The following is a 15,414-nucleotide window of genomic DNA, read 5'->3' as shown; positions in this document are numbered from 1 at the left end:
CGCGTGATTGTAACGGCGCACGCGTGGCGGCGCGGGCGATAATGCGGCCTTTGCTTCGCCACGACCTTGCATACGATGAATGCACCCGAACCGCAGCCGCGCGGCACGTTGATGATCCAGGGCACGACGTCCGACGCCGGCAAGAGCACGCTCGTCGCGGGCCTGTGCCGCCTCGCGCGTCGCGCGGGCGCGCGCGTCGCGCCGTTCAAGCCGCAGAACATGGCGCTGAACAGCGCGGTGACGGCCGATGGCGGCGAGATCGGCCGCGCGCAGGCGTTGCAGGCGCTCGCCGCGGGTGTCGCGCCGCATACCGATTTCAACCCGGTGCTGCTGAAGCCGACGAGCGATCGCGGCGCGCAGGTGATCATCCACGGCAAGGCGCGCATGAACCTCGATGCGCGTGCGTACCACGACTACAAGCCGGTCGCGTTCGACGCGGTGCTCGAGTCGTACGCGCGGCTGCGTGCCGGCTACGACACGGTGCTCGTCGAAGGCGCGGGCAGCCCGGCCGAAATCAACCTGCGCGAAGGCGACATCGCGAACATGGGCTTCGCGGAACGCGTGGACTGCCCGGTCGTGCTGGTGGCCGATATCGACCGCGGCGGCGTGTTCGCGCATCTGGTCGGCACGCTCGCGTGCCTGTCGGACAGCGAGCGCGCGCGCGTGCGCGGCTTCGTGATCAACCGCTTTCGCGGCGACATCAAGCTGCTCGAACCGGGCCTCGACTGGCTGCGCGCGCAGACGGGCAAGCCGGTGTTCGGCGTGCTGCCGTACCTGCACGGATTGACGCTCGATGCCGAGGACATGCTGCCGTCGCAGGCGCGCAGCGCCGCCTTGCGCGGCGACGCCGGCGTGTTGCGCGTGGTCGTGCCCGCGCTGCCGCGGATCAGTAACCATACCGATTTCGATCCGCTGCGCGCGCATCCGCAGGTCGAGTTCACGTACTGGAAGAGTGGCCCGGTGCCGGATGCCGACCTGCTGATCCTGCCCGGTTCGAAGAGCGTGCAGCGCGATCTCGCGTGGTTGCGCGACACGGGCTGGGACGCGGTAATTCGCCGGCATCTGCGCTATGGCGGCAAGGTGATCGGTATCTGCGGCGGCATGCAGATGCTCGGCCGCACACTGGACGATCCACTCGGCCTCGAAGGCGCGCCCGGCAGCGTGCCGGGGCTCGGACTGCTCGATTTCGATACGACGCTGCAGCCGGACAAGACGCTGAAGAACGTGACCGGGCATCTCGCGCTGCCCGGCGCGGCCGCCGTGCACGGCTACGAGATCCACATGGGCGATACGCGCGGGCCCGCGCTCGCGACGCCCGCGCTGGAACTGGCGACGGGCGACGCTCCGGGCGGCGTGCGCGCGGACGGCGCACGGTCGGCCGACGGGCAGATCCTCGCGACCTACGTGCACGGGCTGTTCGACGCGCCCGACGCGTGCGCGGCACTGCTCGCGTGGGCGGGGCTCGACGGCGCGGAGCGCATCGACTACCCGGCGCTGCGCGAGGCGTCGCTGGAGCGGCTGGCCGATTCGTTCGCCGAGCATCTCGATTTGCGCGCGCTGTATGCCGAGTTCCGCTGACGCAGGGCGTGCCCGGCCTGGCATTTTGCGGCGGATCGCGTACAACTCAGATGGGCGGAGGTCCGCCCGAAGGAGCGCGACGATGAAGGCTCGATGGTGGTTGGGCGTGCTGCTCGCGGCGCTGCTGGGCGCGTCGGCGGCGGCGCACGCATGTGACTCGTACGCACCGGGCGGTGGGCCGGCCGGTTCGGGTGACGCCACGCAGGGCAAAAGCGGCGGCTGAGGTTCGTAGCCGGGTACGGGCAGCGGGGCATGATCGGTCATGCCCTTTTTTACGACCCAATTCGTTCTTTTTGGGAATCAGTTAAAGCCATATCGCGTGTTTATTGGTCGAATCGATTCGAATAGAGTGCGATCCATTCTCATCCACTCATGAAGGAATTCGCCATGAACTCCCAACGTCTCAACGATCTCGGCGCGACGCTTCTGCGCGTCGCACTCGGCGTGCTGTACCTCGCGCACGTCGCGCAGAAGGTGTTCGTCTTCACGCTGCCCGGCACCGCGCAGTTCTTCGCGTCGATCGGCCTGCCGGGCTGGCTCGCGTATGTGACGACGTTCGTCGAGCTGGCCGGCGGCCTTGCCCTGCTCGTGGGCTTCCGCGTACGGATCGCCGCGCTGGTGCTGCTGCCGTTCATGCTCGGCGCGGTGTCCGCGCATCTGCCCAACGGCTGGAGCTTCGCGTCGCCGAACGGCGGCTGGGAATATCCGGCGTTCTGGGCCGTCACGCTGGCCGTGCAGGCGCTGCTGGGCGGCGGCGCGTTCGCGCTCGGCGCACCGCGTGCCGCGACGCGAACCGCATAAAAGAGGGCGGGCATCGGCGCAACCCGTTCCGGTGACACCCCGTTTGCCGATATCATCGCTCCCTGTATCCGCAATCGAGCGGCGCTTGCCAGGCGGCAGGCGCCGCGTGGCTTTTTCGGGGGAATTCATGACGGTCATCGTGGTGGCGAATCCGAAGGGCGGCGTGGGGAAAAGCACGCTGTCCACCAATCTTGCCGGCTATTTCGCGGCGCAGGGCGCATGGGTCGCGCTCGCCGATCTGGACCGGCAGCAGTCCGCGCATGCGTGGCTCGACCTGCGGCCGGCCGGCCTGCCGGCGATCGAGGCGTGGGATCTCGATCCGGACGCGCCGTCGAAGCCGCCGCGCGGCCTCGAATATGCGGTGATCGACACGCCGGCCGGCCTGCACGGCAACCGGCTCAACGTCGCGCTGCAGCTCGCCGACAAGGTGATCGTGCCGCTGCAGCCGTCGATGTTCGATATTCTCGCGACCCAGCAGTTTCTGGAGCGCCTGGCCGGCGAGAAGGCGGTGCGCAAGGGCAGCGTGGAGGTCGGGATCGTCGGGATGCGGGTCGACGCGCGTACGCGCTCGTCCGACCAGCTGCACCGTTTCGTCGAAGGGCTCGGGCTGCCGGTGCTCGGCTACGTGCGCGACACGCAGAACTACGTGCAGATCGCCGCGCACGGCCTGACGCTGTGGGACGTCGCGAAAAGCCGCGTCGAGAAGGATCTCGAACAGTGGCGGCCGATCGTCGAATGGGCCGAGCGTCGCGCGCCGAAAGCGGAGAAGGTCGCCAAGGCGTCTTGATCGCCGACGGCCGAACACTGGCGAGGCCAATCCAGCAGGATGAATGAAGAAGGGCCTGATCCGGCATCGTGACGGATCAGGCCCTTCCCGCATGGGCGACTGCGCGGTGGCCGTCATGGCGCGGCACGACACGCCGGCCGCCGCGTGAATCAGGTCCAGTTCTGCGTCGGCACGTGATCGCGATGGCCTTTGATCTTGTTGCCTTCGTCGATGAACACGAGCTTCGGCTTCCAGCCGGCCTGCAGCTCGGCTTCATCGACCATCGCGAACGCCGCGATGATCACGAGGTCGCCGAGTTGCGCGCGGCGCGCCGCCGAGCCGTTCAGCGAAATCATCCCGCTGCCGCGCTCGCCCTTGATCGCGTACGTCGAGAAGCGCTCGCCGTTGTTGATGTTCCAGATGTCGATCCGTTCGTTTTCGATGAGGCCCGCTGCTTCGAGCAGGTCTTCGTCGATCGCGCACGAGCCTTCGTAATGCAGCTCGCAGTGCGTGACGGCCGCGCGGTGGATCTTCGATTTGAGCATATGGCGCTGCATGGTATCTCCGTGATGCGTGAGAGGCGAGGGCGGGCGGCCCGTCAGATTTCCAGGTTGTCGATCAGGCGCGTCGCGCCGAGTTTCGCGGCCGCGAGCACGACGAGCGGCTCGCCGGCTTCGAGTTCGGCGGCGCTCGGCGCGATCAGGTTCGCGCGGCGGCGGATCGCGATGTAGTCGGGCGCCCAGCCGCGCTCGGCCAGGTGCGTGCGCGCGTGCTGCTCGAGCGTGCCGAGGTCGCGCTCGCCGCCGAGCACGCTGTCGCGCACGCGCTGCAGCGTCTTCGCGAGTTCGGGCGCTTCCTTGCGCTCGTCGGTCGTCAGGTAGCGGTTGCGCGACGACAGCGCGAGGCCGTCCTCGTCGCGCACCGTCTCGGCGGCGATGATCTCGACCGGCAGTGCGAGTTGCTGGCACATGCGGCGCACGATCATCAGCTGCTGGTAATCCTTCTTGCCGAACACCGCGACGCGCGGCTGCACGCAGGACATCAGCTTGGTGACGACCGTGCACACGCCGGCGAAGAAGCCCGGGCGGAACTCGCCTTCGAGGATCCCGCCGAGGTCGTCGGGCGGCAGCACGCGGTACTCCTGCGGCTCCGGATACATGTCGCGCTCGGTCGGCGCGAACAGCACGTAGACGTTTTCCTTCTGCAGCTTCTCGATGTCGTCCTGGAGCGTGCGCGGATATTTGTCGAAATCCTCGTTCGGGCCGAACTGCAGCCGGTTGACGAAGATGCTCGCCACGACCGGGTCGCCGTGCTGGCGCGCGAGGCGCATCAACGACAGGTGACCTTCGTGCAGGTTGCCCATCGTCGGCACGAACGCCGTGCGGTTCTGGCCGCGCAACTGGTCGCGCAGTTCCTGGATCGAGCTGATGACTTTCATGATCGGGTAGCGGGTTCCTCGCGCAGGCGCGCGTTGGCGCCGCAACAGCGGCGTCGGGGTCGAAGCGGAGAACGCCGGCGCGCGGGCGGCGCATCGGGCGTCGGCGGATTGTAGAGGATTTGGCCGCCGGACGCATCGAAAAAAGTACGATCGTTCACTTTTTAGCCGGACGCACCGCGAGCGAGCCGCGCGAGCGGGCCCGGCGGCGAGATGCAGTGTGTTTCGGTGTGCGGGGGTGACGCGGGCGCGGCGGCGCGCGTTACGCGGGCAGGTACGCGAGGCGCACGTAGATCGGCGCGAACGGTTCGGCCTGCGTGATCTCGACGAGCGATTCGCGCGCGAGTTCGAGCATCGCGATGAAGTTCACGACGACGACCGGCACGCCGCGCGACGTGTCGAACAGGTCGGCGAACTCCATGAAGCGTGCGTTCTGCAGCCGGCGCAGGATCAGGCTCATGTGTTCGCGTACCGACAGCTCCTCGCGGGAGATCTTGTGGTGCTGGACGAGCTTCGCGCGCTTGAGCACGTCGGCCCACGCGGCGCGCAGGTCGTCCGAATCGACGTCCGGGAAGCGCGGCGTGATGCTCTGCTCGATGTAGACCTCGGCGCGCAGGAAGTCGCGGCCGAGCTGCGGCAGCTGGTCGAGGCGTTGCGCGGCGAGCTTCATCTGCTCGTATTCGAGCAGGCGGCGCACGAGTTCCGCGCGCGGATCCTCGGCTTCCTCGCCGGTATCGGCCTTCTTGACCGGCAGCAGCATCCGCGACTTGATCTCGATCAGCATCGCGGCCATCAGCAGGTATTCGGCCGCCAGCTCGAGGTTCGACGTGCGGATCTGGTCGACGTAGCCCAGATATTGCGCGGTGACCTGCGCCATCGGGATGTCGAGCACGTTGAAGTTCTGCTTGCGGATCAGGTACAGCAGCAAATCGAGCGGGCCTTCGAACGTCTCGAGGAACACCTCGAGCGCATCGGGCGGGATGTAGAGATCCTGCGGCAGCTTGAAGAGCGGCTCGCCGTACAGGCGTGCGAACGCCGCGACACCGTCGACCGTGTCGGGCGTCGAATCGGCGCCCGCGGGCGCGGCGATCGCGTCGTCCTGCCGGGCGGCGCTGGCCTCGTCGGCGGCGCTCACGTCGTCAGAAGTTCTGGTAGTAGACGTAGGACGTTTGCTTCACGCGCGATTCCTGCTGCTCGGCGCGCTCGTCGAGGTCGATCGGCTGCTTGTCCCACAGCAGCGAGCGGCCCTTGCGCTGCTCTTCTTCGAGCGTCGGCTTCTGTTGCTTGAGCTGGTTCAGGAATTGCGTGACGTCGGACTGATACGGCATGGCTTGGCTTTCCGTTTCGGGCGGCGCACGATGCGCCGGGTTCGCGATGGCGGGATTTTACCGCATAGCGGGGAACAGCCGGCGGCAATCGCGCGTCGAATCCGCTGGCCGACACCCGCGGCGCGTCCGGCCGGCCCCGCGCGCGTCGCGTTGCGTCCAGGCGTCAAAGCGGCGCCCGTGCGGGCAGCGCCGCCGCCCTGTGGTCAAATACGGGGTTTTCCACAAAATCACCAACCGAGGACGAGGTCATATTTGGCGGGTCAGGTGAACCAGCAGGCACATACGGCGCATGAGGCGAGCCCGCGCGCGGCGCGTCACCACGGTCGTCGCGCGCGGCGTGGCGCCGGCGCGGCGGCCCGGGCGGCCCTCGCGGGCTGTCTCGCCGCGTGCTTCGTGCTGCCGGCGTATGCGAAGTACGACGTCGAGATCGACTCGCCGCGCGCGATCCGCAAGCTCCTCGAGGCCCATCTCGACATCGCGCGCTTCGCCAAGCGCGACGACATCAGCGACGACCAGTTCGACTTCCTCGTGACCGCCACGCCGCAGCAGGTGCGCGACCTGACCGCGACGGCCGGCTATTTCTCGCCGGTCGTGCGCACCGACGTGCGCACGCGCGACGGCAAGCGTGACGTGCGCGTCGCGGTCGATCCGGGGCCGCAGACCGTCGTGTCGACGGTCGACCTGGCGTTCAAGGGCCCGGTCGAGACCGAGGATCCGAAGCAGGAGGCCGCGACCCGCTTCGCGTTCTCGCTGAAGCCGGGCGACCCGTTCACGCAGTCCGACTGGGACGGCGCGAAAGGGGCGGCGCTCCGGCAGTTGCAGTCGCGCCGCTACCTGGGCGCGAAGATCGCGTCGTCGGAAGCGCGCGTCGATCCGCGCACGCAGCGCGCGACGCTGGCCGTCACGTTCGACAGCGGCCCGACTTTTACGATCGGCAAGGTCGACGTCGACGGCGTGCGCCGCTATCCGGAAAAAATCGTCACGAACGTCAATCCGCTGTCGGAAGGCGAGATCTACGACGTGCAGCGGATCACCGAGCTGCAGCGGCAGCTGCAGAACACGCCGTACTACGCGAGCGTCGCGATCGACGTCGGCGACGATACGACGAAGCCCGAGCGCACGCCCGTGCACGTGAAGGTCAGCGAGTTTCCGTACAACAACATTCGCGGCGGCGTCGGCTACGCGACCGATACGGGCCCGCATGTGCAGGGCTCCTACACGTATCTCGACACGTTCGGCGCCGCGTGGCCGCTCACCGTGTCCGGCCGGCTCGACCAGATCCAGCAGTACGGCCAGGTCCAACTGTCGATGCCGCCCGGCGAGAAAGGCTGGACCAACAGCGTGCTCGCGTCGTACACGAACACCAACGTGTCCGGCACCCGGATCTACAGCGCGCGGATCGGCGCGCAGCGCACCCGCACCGGTCAGTTCATCGACTACGCGTATTCGCTGATGTTCTACCAGGACCGGCTCGACCAGAACGGCGCCGGCCCGACCACCAGCCGCGCGCTGGTGCCGCAGTGGGCATGGACGCGCCGCAACGTCGACGATCCGTTGTTCCCGCGCTCGGGCAACCTGATCCACGCGGAGGCCGGCTTCGCGATCAAGGGCGTGTTGACGGACCAGACCTTCATCCGCGGTTACGCGCGCGGCCAGCAGTACGTGCCGATCGGCAAGCGCGACCTGTTCGTGTTCCGCGCGGAGCTCGGCGGCGTGTTCACGAGCGGCAGCTCGGCCGGTGTGCCGGCGTCGCTGCTGTTTCGCGCGGGCGGCTCGAATTCGGTACGCGGCTACGGCTACCAGAGCATCGGCAACAGCGTCGACGGCTCCGTGCTGCCGACCAAGTACCTGATGACGGGCACCGCCGAATACCAGCACTGGTTCAATCGCGACTGGGGCGCCGCGACCTTCTTCGACATCGGCACCGCGACCGATGCGTGGGGCGAGAAGGTGTTCTACCCGGGCGTCGGCATCGGCGCGCGCTGGCGCAGCCCCGTCGGCCCGATCAACGTCGACGTCGCGTACGGACTGCGCAACCACAGCGTGCGCCCGTACCTGACGCTCGGCATCGCTTTCTGACCTTGTTGCACGAGCCACGACGAACCGCATGACGAAGGATCCGAACGACACGCCGCCGCCTCACGATCCGGACTCGCCCGAGCGCGCGCCCGACGCGCCGCCGCGCGCGCCGCGCCGCGTGCGTGCGGGCCGGATCGTCGCGTGGACGCTCGTGACGGTCGTGCTGCTCGCCGTGCTGGCGGCCGGGCTCGTGCTGGCCGCGGCGACGACCGAGCGCGGCACGCGGCTCGCGTGGCAGACGGCCGTGCGCGTGCTGGGCGGCCGGCTGGCGGGCACGCTGGAAGGCGGCGCGCTCGCGACGGGCGTGCGGTTGCGCGGCTTCGCGTGGACGAGCCCCGGCGGCGCCGGCACCGAAGTGCGGATCGACCGGCTCGACGGCCGCTGGGCGCTGACCCGCGCGCCGTGGCGGCTGTCCGTCGACTACCTTCGCGCGGGCACGATCGACGTGCGGATCGCGCCGGGGCCGTCGACGCCGAGCACGACGCCGCAGGACCTGCGCCTGCCGCTGCAGTTGCGGATCGACGATCTGCGCGTCGATCACCTGGCGATTCACGAAGGCGGGTCGACGACGCAGCTCGACCATCTCGCGCTGAACGGCCGCAGCGACGGCCGCCACCATGAACTTGCGCTCGACGGTGTCGACACGCCGTACGGCGCGCTGACCGCGCGCGCGAAGCTCGACGGCGTGAAGCCGTTCGCGCTGACGGGCAACGCGACTTACGTGGGCAAGCTCGCGAACGAACCGGTCAACGCGAGCGCGAACGTATCGGGTTCGCTCGAAGCGCTCGTCGCCGACGTCGCCGCGAGCGGGATGAAGCTGAACGGGCGCGCGCACGTCGAGGCCGCACCGTTCGGCGCGGTGCCGCTCACGCGCGCGTCGCTCGCGTTCGATCACGTGAACCCGCAGGCGATCGCGCCGGGCGCGCCGGCCGCCGATCTCGCGGTGCGCGCGGAGCTGGCGCCCGTGACCGCGCCGGCCGGTGCCGCACCGGCGAAGGGATTCGCGGTGACCGGCCCGGTGTCGATCGTCAACGCGAAGCCCGGCACGCTCGGCGAGCACCTGCTGCCTGTCGTCGACGCACATGCGACCGTCAATCTCGACGCACACGCGCAGCGGATCGACGGCCTCGCGCTGAAACTGATCCGCGACGGCAGCGTGACCGGCAACGGCGCGCTGACCGGCGGCAAGGGCCGCTTCGACCTGAAGGTCGCGAACCTCGACCTCAATGCATTCGTCGCCGAGTTGCGGCCGATGCGCCTCGGCGGCCCGCTCGGCGTGACGCTCGCAGGCGACGTGACGACCGTCGACTTCAACCTGAACGATCCGAAGCTCGCGCTCGGCGCGCGCGCGAAGGTCGCGCTGACGCAGCAGCAGACGGTGCTGACCGATGCGCGCGTGACGGCGGGCAAGGGCCGTATCGACCTGACCGGCGTGTTCCGCCACGACGCGCATTCGAGCTACGACGCGAAGGCGACGCTGACCGCGTTCGATCCGCTGCTGCTCGCCGCGATGCGCGCGCCGGGCGCGGGCGGCGGCAAACCGGCCGCCAAAGCGGCGAAGGCGACCGCGAAGGCGCCGGCCAGGCGCGGCGAGACGCGCGTATCGGGCACGCTGACGGCCTCCGGCGCGTTCGCGCCGCAGGTGTCGACGAAGGCGACCTTCAAGCTCGGCGACAGCCTCTACGACGGCGTGCCGCTGACCGGCGCGGGCGTCGTGCAGCTCGTCGGCGCGCGGATCCTGCCGAGCAACGCGAACCTGTCGATCGCGGGCAACCACGTCGACCTGCGCGGCAGTTTCGGCGCGCCGGGCGACCGGCTGCGCTTCGTCGTCGACGCGCCCGAGCTCGACCGGCTCGGCTTCGGCGTGCAGGGGCTCGTGCAGGCGCAGGGCGAGCTGACCGGCAGCTTCGCGCATCCGAACGTGACGGGCACCTACAAGGCCCAGCACGTCGTGGTCGGCTCGAACCGGATCGGTGCCGCGCAGGGGCGCGCCGACATCCGCGACGGCGCGCACGGTGCGCTCGTGTTCACGGCCGATGCGACCGACATCGCGCTCGGCTCGCTGCAATTGAAATCGCTGCGCGCGAACCTCGACGGCACGCGCGCGAAGCACACGCTCGACGCGTCGGCGATCGGGACCGCCGGCGGCCGCGTGATCGACCTGACGCTCGCGGCGAACGGCGGCGTGATCGAGAATCGCGACGGGATGCGCTGGGACGGTACCGTCACGCGCCTCGCGAACCGCGGCACGCCGTCGGTGGCGCTGCAGGCGCCGCTTCCCGTGTCGGCCGGCGCCGGCCGCGTGACGCTCGGTGCGACGCGGCTCACGCTCGAAGGCGCGGCGATCGACCTGAAGTCGTTCGTGTTCGATCACGGGCAGATGCGCTCGGCCGGCGCCGTGCGCGGCGCGTCGGTCGCGCGCTTCCTCGAGATCCGCCAGGAGCTGACGGGCCAGCGACCGCCGGTGCGCACCGACGTCGTGCTCGATGCCGACTGGGATTTCTCGCTCGGCGCGAACGCGACGGGCTACGTGCAGGTGAAGCGGCGCGGCGGCGACGTGACGATCGAGACCGGGCGCGGCATCGCGTCGCTCGGGCTGACCGACCTGTCGGCGCGCGCGAGCTTTGCACCGGGCAACCGGCTCAACGTGGTGGCGCTCGCGAAGGCGAACCGGGTCGGCACGCTCGACGCGAACGTCACCGTGCCGTTCGCGCTGCGCGACGGCGTGTTCGGCGTCGTCGACGACGGCCCGCTGGCGGGCCGCATCGACGCCGACATCCCGTCGCTGAAGTCGACCGGCAACCTGTTCGGGCCGAGCTACCTGCTCGGCGGGCGCGCGGCGCTGAAGCTGACGATCGCGGGCACGCCGGTGAAGCCGAACGTGTCGGGCATGCTGACGGGCGACGATCTGTCCGCGACGCTCGTCGACCAGGGCGTGCAGTTGAAGGACGGCATCGTGCGCGTGAAGCTCGCGGAGAACCTCGTCGAATTCCAGCAGGTCGAGTTCCACGGCGGCGACGGCACGCTGCGCGCGATCGGCCGCGTGCGTCTCGACGGCGAGGCGCCTGACCTGACCGCGAGCATCGTCGCGGACAAGCTCGAGCTGTTCGCGGCGCCGGACCGCAAGCTGTCGCTGTCGGGCAAGGCGACCGTCGCGAACGACGGGCCGCGCGGCGCGCTGTCGATCGACGGCAAGTTCGTCGTCGACCGTGCGTTGTTCGACCTGCCGGAAGACGCGGCGCCGCACTTGTCCGACGATGTCGTCGTGGTGCGGCCGGACGGGACGGTGCGCGGCGAGACGCCGACCGGCACGGCGGTCGCGAAGCCGCAGAAGGTCGAGGACAAGCCGGCGCCGTCGCTCGCGCCGCGCGCGAACATCGACATCGGCCTCGGCAACAGCTTCCGCTTCAAGGGGCACGGCGCGGATCTCGGGCTGCGCGGCACGATCACCGTGATGAGCGCGCCGGGCGTGCCGCTGCGCGCGGTCGGCAACGTGCGCGTGACGGAAGGGTCGACGTATACGTCGTTCGGCCGCAAGCTCGCGGTCGAGAACGGCTTCTTCACGTTCAACGGCCCCGTGTCGAATCCGGGCGTGAACATCCTCGCGATGCGGCGCAACCAGGAGGTCGAGGCAGGCGTGCAGGTCACCGGCACGATTCAGTCGCCGACGGTCAAGCTCGTGTCCGAGCCGAACGTCACCGACAACGAAAAGCTGTCGTGGCTGCTGTTCGGGCACGGCACCGACCAGGGCAACAACGTCGGCCAGCAGAATGCGATGACCGCCGCGCTCGGGCTGCTTGGCAGCGCGACCGGCAGGCGCGTCGCGCAAAGCATCGGTCTCGACGAGTTCTCGATTGGCCGCAGCGACGTCGGCCTCACCGACGCACAGGTCGTGCAGATCTCGAAGGCGATCAACGAGCGCTTCGTGCTCGGTTACGAGCAAGGGCTGCAATCGGCGAGCAACGCGTTCAAGGCGACGATCAACCTGACGCGCTTCTGGTCGGTGTCGGCGTATGGCGGCACGTTCCAGGGCGTCGACCTGAACTACACGCGGCGCTTCGATCGCTGGTTCAGCCAGCGGTGACGATGCCGCGCGCCGGCTCGCACCGCCGTCGCGCGGTCCCCGTTGCGAACATAAAAAAGCCCCGCACACATCGGTGCGGGGCTTTCTCGTGCAAGCGGCCGTGCGTGCGGCTTACTTCACGCGCATGCCGGGCTTCGCGCCGCTGTGCGGCTCGAGGATGTAGAGGCCCGGCTCGGCCTTCTCGTCGGCAGCCGACGCGGCGAGCACCATCCCTTCGGACAGCCCGAACTTCATCTTGCGCGGCGCGAGGTTCGCGACCATCACCGTCAGCTTGCCGACGAGCTGCTCGGGCTGGTACGCGGACTTGATGCCCGAGAACACGTTGCGGGTCTTTTCCTCGCCGATGTCGAGCGTGAGCTGCAGCAGCTTGTCCGAGCCTTCGACGGCCTGGCACGCGACGATCTTCGCAATGCGCAGGTCGACCTTCGCGAAATCGTCGATCGAGATCGGACCGTCGTCGGCGCCGTTCGTAGCGGCCGCCTTCGCGTTCGCCTTGGCGTTCTTGCCTTCCTTCGCGGCGTTGGCCGTGGCCGCGGCAGCGGCGCCGGAGGCCTCGGCCTGCAGCGAATCGCGGTTCGCGGCGAGCAGCGCGTCGATCTGCTTCGGATCGACGCGCGTCATCAGGTGCTGGTACGCCTTGATCGGCTGCGTGGACGACAGCGGTTTCGCGGCGTCGGCCCACGTGAGCGGCGCGATCCCGAAGAAGGCCTCGACGGCTTCGGCCACGCGCGGCATCACCGGCTTCAGCGCGAGCGACAGCAGGCGGAACGCCTCGAGGCTCACGCTGCAGGTTTCGTGGAGGGCGACCGCATTGGCCGGATCCTTCGCGAGTTCCCACGGCTTCGCGCCGTCGACGTATGCGTTCACTTCGTCGGCGAGTTCCATCGTCTGGCGCAGCGCACGGCTGTATTCGCGCGCTTCGTAGTGCGCGGCGATCGCGGGAATCGCATCGCGCAGCTTCGCGACGAGCGGATGGTTCATCGCGCTGTCCTGCACGCGGCCGTCGAAGCGCTTGAGCAGGAAGCCGGCCGCACGGCTCGCGATGTTGACGTACTTGCCAACGAGATCGCTGTTCACGCGCGCCTGGAAGTCGTCGAGGTTCAGGTCGATGTCTTCCATCGTCGCGTTCAGCTTCGCGGCGAAGTAGTAGCGCAGCCATTCCGGGTTCAGGCCGGTGTCGATGTAGCTCTGCGCGGTGATGAACGTGCCGCGCGACTTCGACATCTTCGCGCCGTCGACCGTCAGGAAGCCGTGCGCGAACACGTTGGTCGGCGTGCGATGGCCCGAGAACTCGAGCATCGCCGGCCAGAACAGCGTGTGGAAATACAGGATGTCCTTGCCGATGAAGTGGTACTGCTCGGCGGTCGAGCCCGACCGGATCCACGCGTCGAAGTCGATGCCCTTGCGGTCGCACAGGTTCTTGAAGCTCGCGTAATAACCGACCGGCGCGTCGAGCCACACGTAGAAGTACTTGCCGGGCGCGCCCGGGATCTCGAAGCCGAAGTACGGCGCGTCGCGCGAGATGTCCCAGTCGGCGAGGCGGGCTTCGCCGGCGTCGCCGAGCCATTCGCGCATCTTGTTGGTGGCTTCGGGCTGGGCGAGGCCGCTCACCCATTCGCGCAGGAACGACTCGCAGCGCGGGTCCGACAGGCGGAAGAAGTAGTGCGTCGACGTCTTGCGCACCGGCGTCGCACCGGACACGACCGAATACGGGTTCAGCAGTTCGGTCGGCAGGTAGGTCGAACCGCACACTTCGCAGTTGTCGCCGTACTGGTCCTTCGCGTGGCACTTCGGGCATTCGCCCTTGATGAAGCGATCCGGCAGGAACATTTCCTTGACCGGGTCGTATGCCTGCTCGATCTCGCGCTCGGCGATCAGGTCGTTGTCCTTCAGCGCGAGGTAGATCTTCTCGCTCAGCACGCGGTTCTCGTCCGAGTCGGTCGAGTAGAAGTTGTCGAACGACACGCCGAAGCTGTCGAAATCGCGCTTGTGCTCGGTCCACACGCGATCGATCAGCTGCTTCGGCGTGAGGCCTTCCTTCTCCGCGCGCAGCATGACCGGCGTGCCGTGCGTGTCGTCGGCGCCGATGTAGTAGACCTCATGGCCGTGCATTCGCAGCGTCCGCACCCAGATGTCGGTCTGGATGTACTCGACCAGATGGCCGATATGAATCTGGCCGTTGGCATAGGGCAGTGCGGACGTAACGAGGATCTGGCGGCTGCCTTGCGGCGCCGCGGCCTGCACGGAAGTGAGGTCGGATGCGGACATAGGGTCTGTAGAAGAACGGCGGGAAACGACGGAAACTGCGATTCTAGCAGGGGCGCGGGCAGGTCAGCCGGCGCGGGCGCCGTGGACCGGGCGCCGGAAGGGGCGGGGCCGCCGTGGCGGCGCGCCCGGTGGCATGCTGCTGCGGCGCAGCATACAAATTCCGGGCAAAAAAAACCGGGGCGGATACGGCCCCGGAGCAACAACGACAAGAGGAGAATGGTGACGCGCCGGCTGCGCCAGCCGCGTACCGTAAAGACAGACCGCGGGCCGCGACAGAAGTTCGAAATTTTTTTCGATTTGTTACGGGCCCCGCGGAAAGCCTTGTGCGACGGGGGCGCGCGCCCCCGTTTCCTCCTCTCGCGTCGATGCTTACTGCTGTGCTGCGCGCAGGTAGATCTCGACGCGGCGGTTTTGCGCACGGCCGGCTTCGGTTGCGTTGTCCGCGATCGGGTTCGACGGGCCCATGCCTTGTGCCGACAGGCGGCCGCCGGCGACGCCGCGCTGCACCAGCGCGTTCACGACGCTCTGCGCACGGTTCTGCGACAGCGTCTGGTTCAGCTGCGCCGAGCCCGTGCTGTCCGTGTAGCCGACGATCGATGCCGTCACTTGCGGGTTCTGGTTCAGCGTCGTCGCCAGGTCGTTCAGCAGCGGCGTGAAGGCCGGCGTGATCGCGTACTGGTTCGTCGCGAACGTCACCGAGCTCGGCACGTTCAGCTTCAGCGAGCCGTCCGGCTGCTCGGTCACCTGCGTGCCCGTCTTGGCTGCCGACGGCGCGAGCTTGTTCTTGATCGCTTGCCAGTTGTAACCCGTCACGCCGCCGACCAGTGCGCCGACGCCCGCGCCGATCGCCGCGCCCTTGCCGCCACCGGCCAGCGCGCCGATGCCCGCGCCCAGCGCCGCACCCGTGCCGGTGCCGACGGCCGTATTGTTGCCTTGCTGCGTGGCGCAGCCTGCCAGCAGCGCGCCGGCGAGTGCGAAGACGGACAGGCGAGTCGCGATTTTCATGTTCATCTTGGATTCCTCTCTTGGTTGAACGAGTCGACAACGACAAACAACAGTTACGGCTTCCTGCACG

The 15,414-nt window shown here is 68.7% G+C and carries 12 protein-coding genes; 6 read left to right on the top strand and 6 right to left on the bottom strand.

The genetic code is table 11. From position 1 onward, the window contains the following. The first annotated feature begins 75 nt into the window (after positions 1-75). From HWX22_RS23525 to HWX22_RS23510, 4 genes are all read left to right on the top strand, one after another. Positions 76-1,578 (top strand): cobyric acid synthase, encoded by a 1,503-nt coding sequence (locus HWX22_RS23525; protein WP_175916494.1) that lies wholly within the window; start codon positions 76-78, stop codon positions 1,576-1,578. An 82-nt stretch (positions 1,579-1,660) separates the two neighbouring features. Continuing rightward, a complete protein-coding gene (locus HWX22_RS23520) occupies positions 1,661-1,801 on the top strand; it encodes a hypothetical protein (RefSeq protein ID WP_175907982.1) in 141 nt (46 codons plus the stop codon). Positions 1,802-1,965: 164 nt separating this feature from the next. Then, entirely contained in the window at positions 1,966-2,379 is a 414-nt protein-coding gene (locus tag HWX22_RS23515; RefSeq protein WP_175907981.1) for a DoxX family protein, read from the top strand. Between the two features lie 127 nt (positions 2,380-2,506). Further along, positions 2,507-3,166 carry a ParA family protein gene (locus tag HWX22_RS23510; RefSeq protein ID WP_059527575.1) on the top strand — a complete coding sequence of 220 codons (660 nt, stop codon included), beginning with the start codon at positions 2,507-2,509 and terminating at the stop codon, positions 3,164-3,166. A gap of 149 nt (positions 3,167-3,315) precedes the next feature. Here the strand turns inward: HWX22_RS23510 and panD are convergent, their stop codons facing one another. From panD to HWX22_RS23490, 4 genes are all read right to left on the bottom strand, one after another. Continuing rightward, positions 3,316-3,702 carry an aspartate 1-decarboxylase gene (panD, locus tag HWX22_RS23505; protein WP_006484038.1) on the bottom strand — a complete coding sequence of 129 codons (387 nt, stop codon included), beginning with the start codon at positions 3,700-3,702 and terminating at the stop codon, positions 3,316-3,318. A gap of 41 nt (positions 3,703-3,743) precedes the next feature. Beyond that, positions 3,744-4,583 (bottom strand): pantoate--beta-alanine ligase, encoded by an 840-nt coding sequence (gene panC / locus HWX22_RS23500; protein ID WP_044849221.1) that lies wholly within the window; start codon positions 4,581-4,583, stop codon positions 3,744-3,746. Positions 4,584-4,842: 259 nt separating this feature from the next. Further along, the gene (locus tag HWX22_RS23495) at positions 4,843-5,715 is read right to left on the bottom strand and encodes a ScpA family protein (protein WP_059527573.1); all 873 of its coding nucleotides are present in this window, start codon (positions 5,713-5,715) and stop codon (positions 4,843-4,845) included. Positions 5,716-5,719: 4 nt separating this feature from the next. Next, positions 5,720-5,908 (bottom strand): DUF3460 family protein, encoded by a 189-nt coding sequence (locus HWX22_RS23490; protein WP_044849219.1) that lies wholly within the window; start codon positions 5,906-5,908, stop codon positions 5,720-5,722. 252 nt (positions 5,909-6,160) lie between these two features. Between HWX22_RS23490 and HWX22_RS23485 the strand changes: the two genes are divergently transcribed. Further along, positions 6,161-7,987 (top strand): autotransporter assembly complex family protein, encoded by a 1,827-nt coding sequence (locus HWX22_RS23485; protein WP_175916493.1) that lies wholly within the window; start codon positions 6,161-6,163, stop codon positions 7,985-7,987. Between the two features lie 28 nt (positions 7,988-8,015). Beyond that, on the top strand, positions 8,016-12,071 hold the full coding sequence (locus HWX22_RS23480; RefSeq protein ID WP_175916492.1) for a translocation/assembly module TamB domain-containing protein: 4,056 nt from the start codon (positions 8,016-8,018) through the stop codon (positions 12,069-12,071). Between the two features lie 111 nt (positions 12,072-12,182). On the opposite strand, the gene metG is transcribed toward HWX22_RS23480, so the two are convergent. Beyond that, on the bottom strand, positions 12,183-14,339 hold the full coding sequence (gene metG, locus HWX22_RS23475; RefSeq protein WP_175916491.1) for a methionine--tRNA ligase: 2,157 nt from the start codon (positions 14,337-14,339) through the stop codon (positions 12,183-12,185). 369 nt (positions 14,340-14,708) lie between these two features. Then, positions 14,709-15,350, bottom strand: coding sequence for an OmpA family protein (locus HWX22_RS23470; protein WP_059527561.1), 642 nt, complete (start codon positions 15,348-15,350; stop codon positions 14,709-14,711). Positions 15,351-15,414 lie beyond the last annotated feature (64 nt).

Source organism: Burkholderia sp. BCC1638, from assembly GCF_902833195.1.
Lineage (GTDB): Bacteria > Pseudomonadota > Gammaproteobacteria > Burkholderiales > Burkholderiaceae > Burkholderia > Burkholderia diffusa.
The sequence above is the reverse complement of the archived record's forward strand: the minus strand, read 5'-3'. Positions and strand labels throughout refer to the sequence as shown.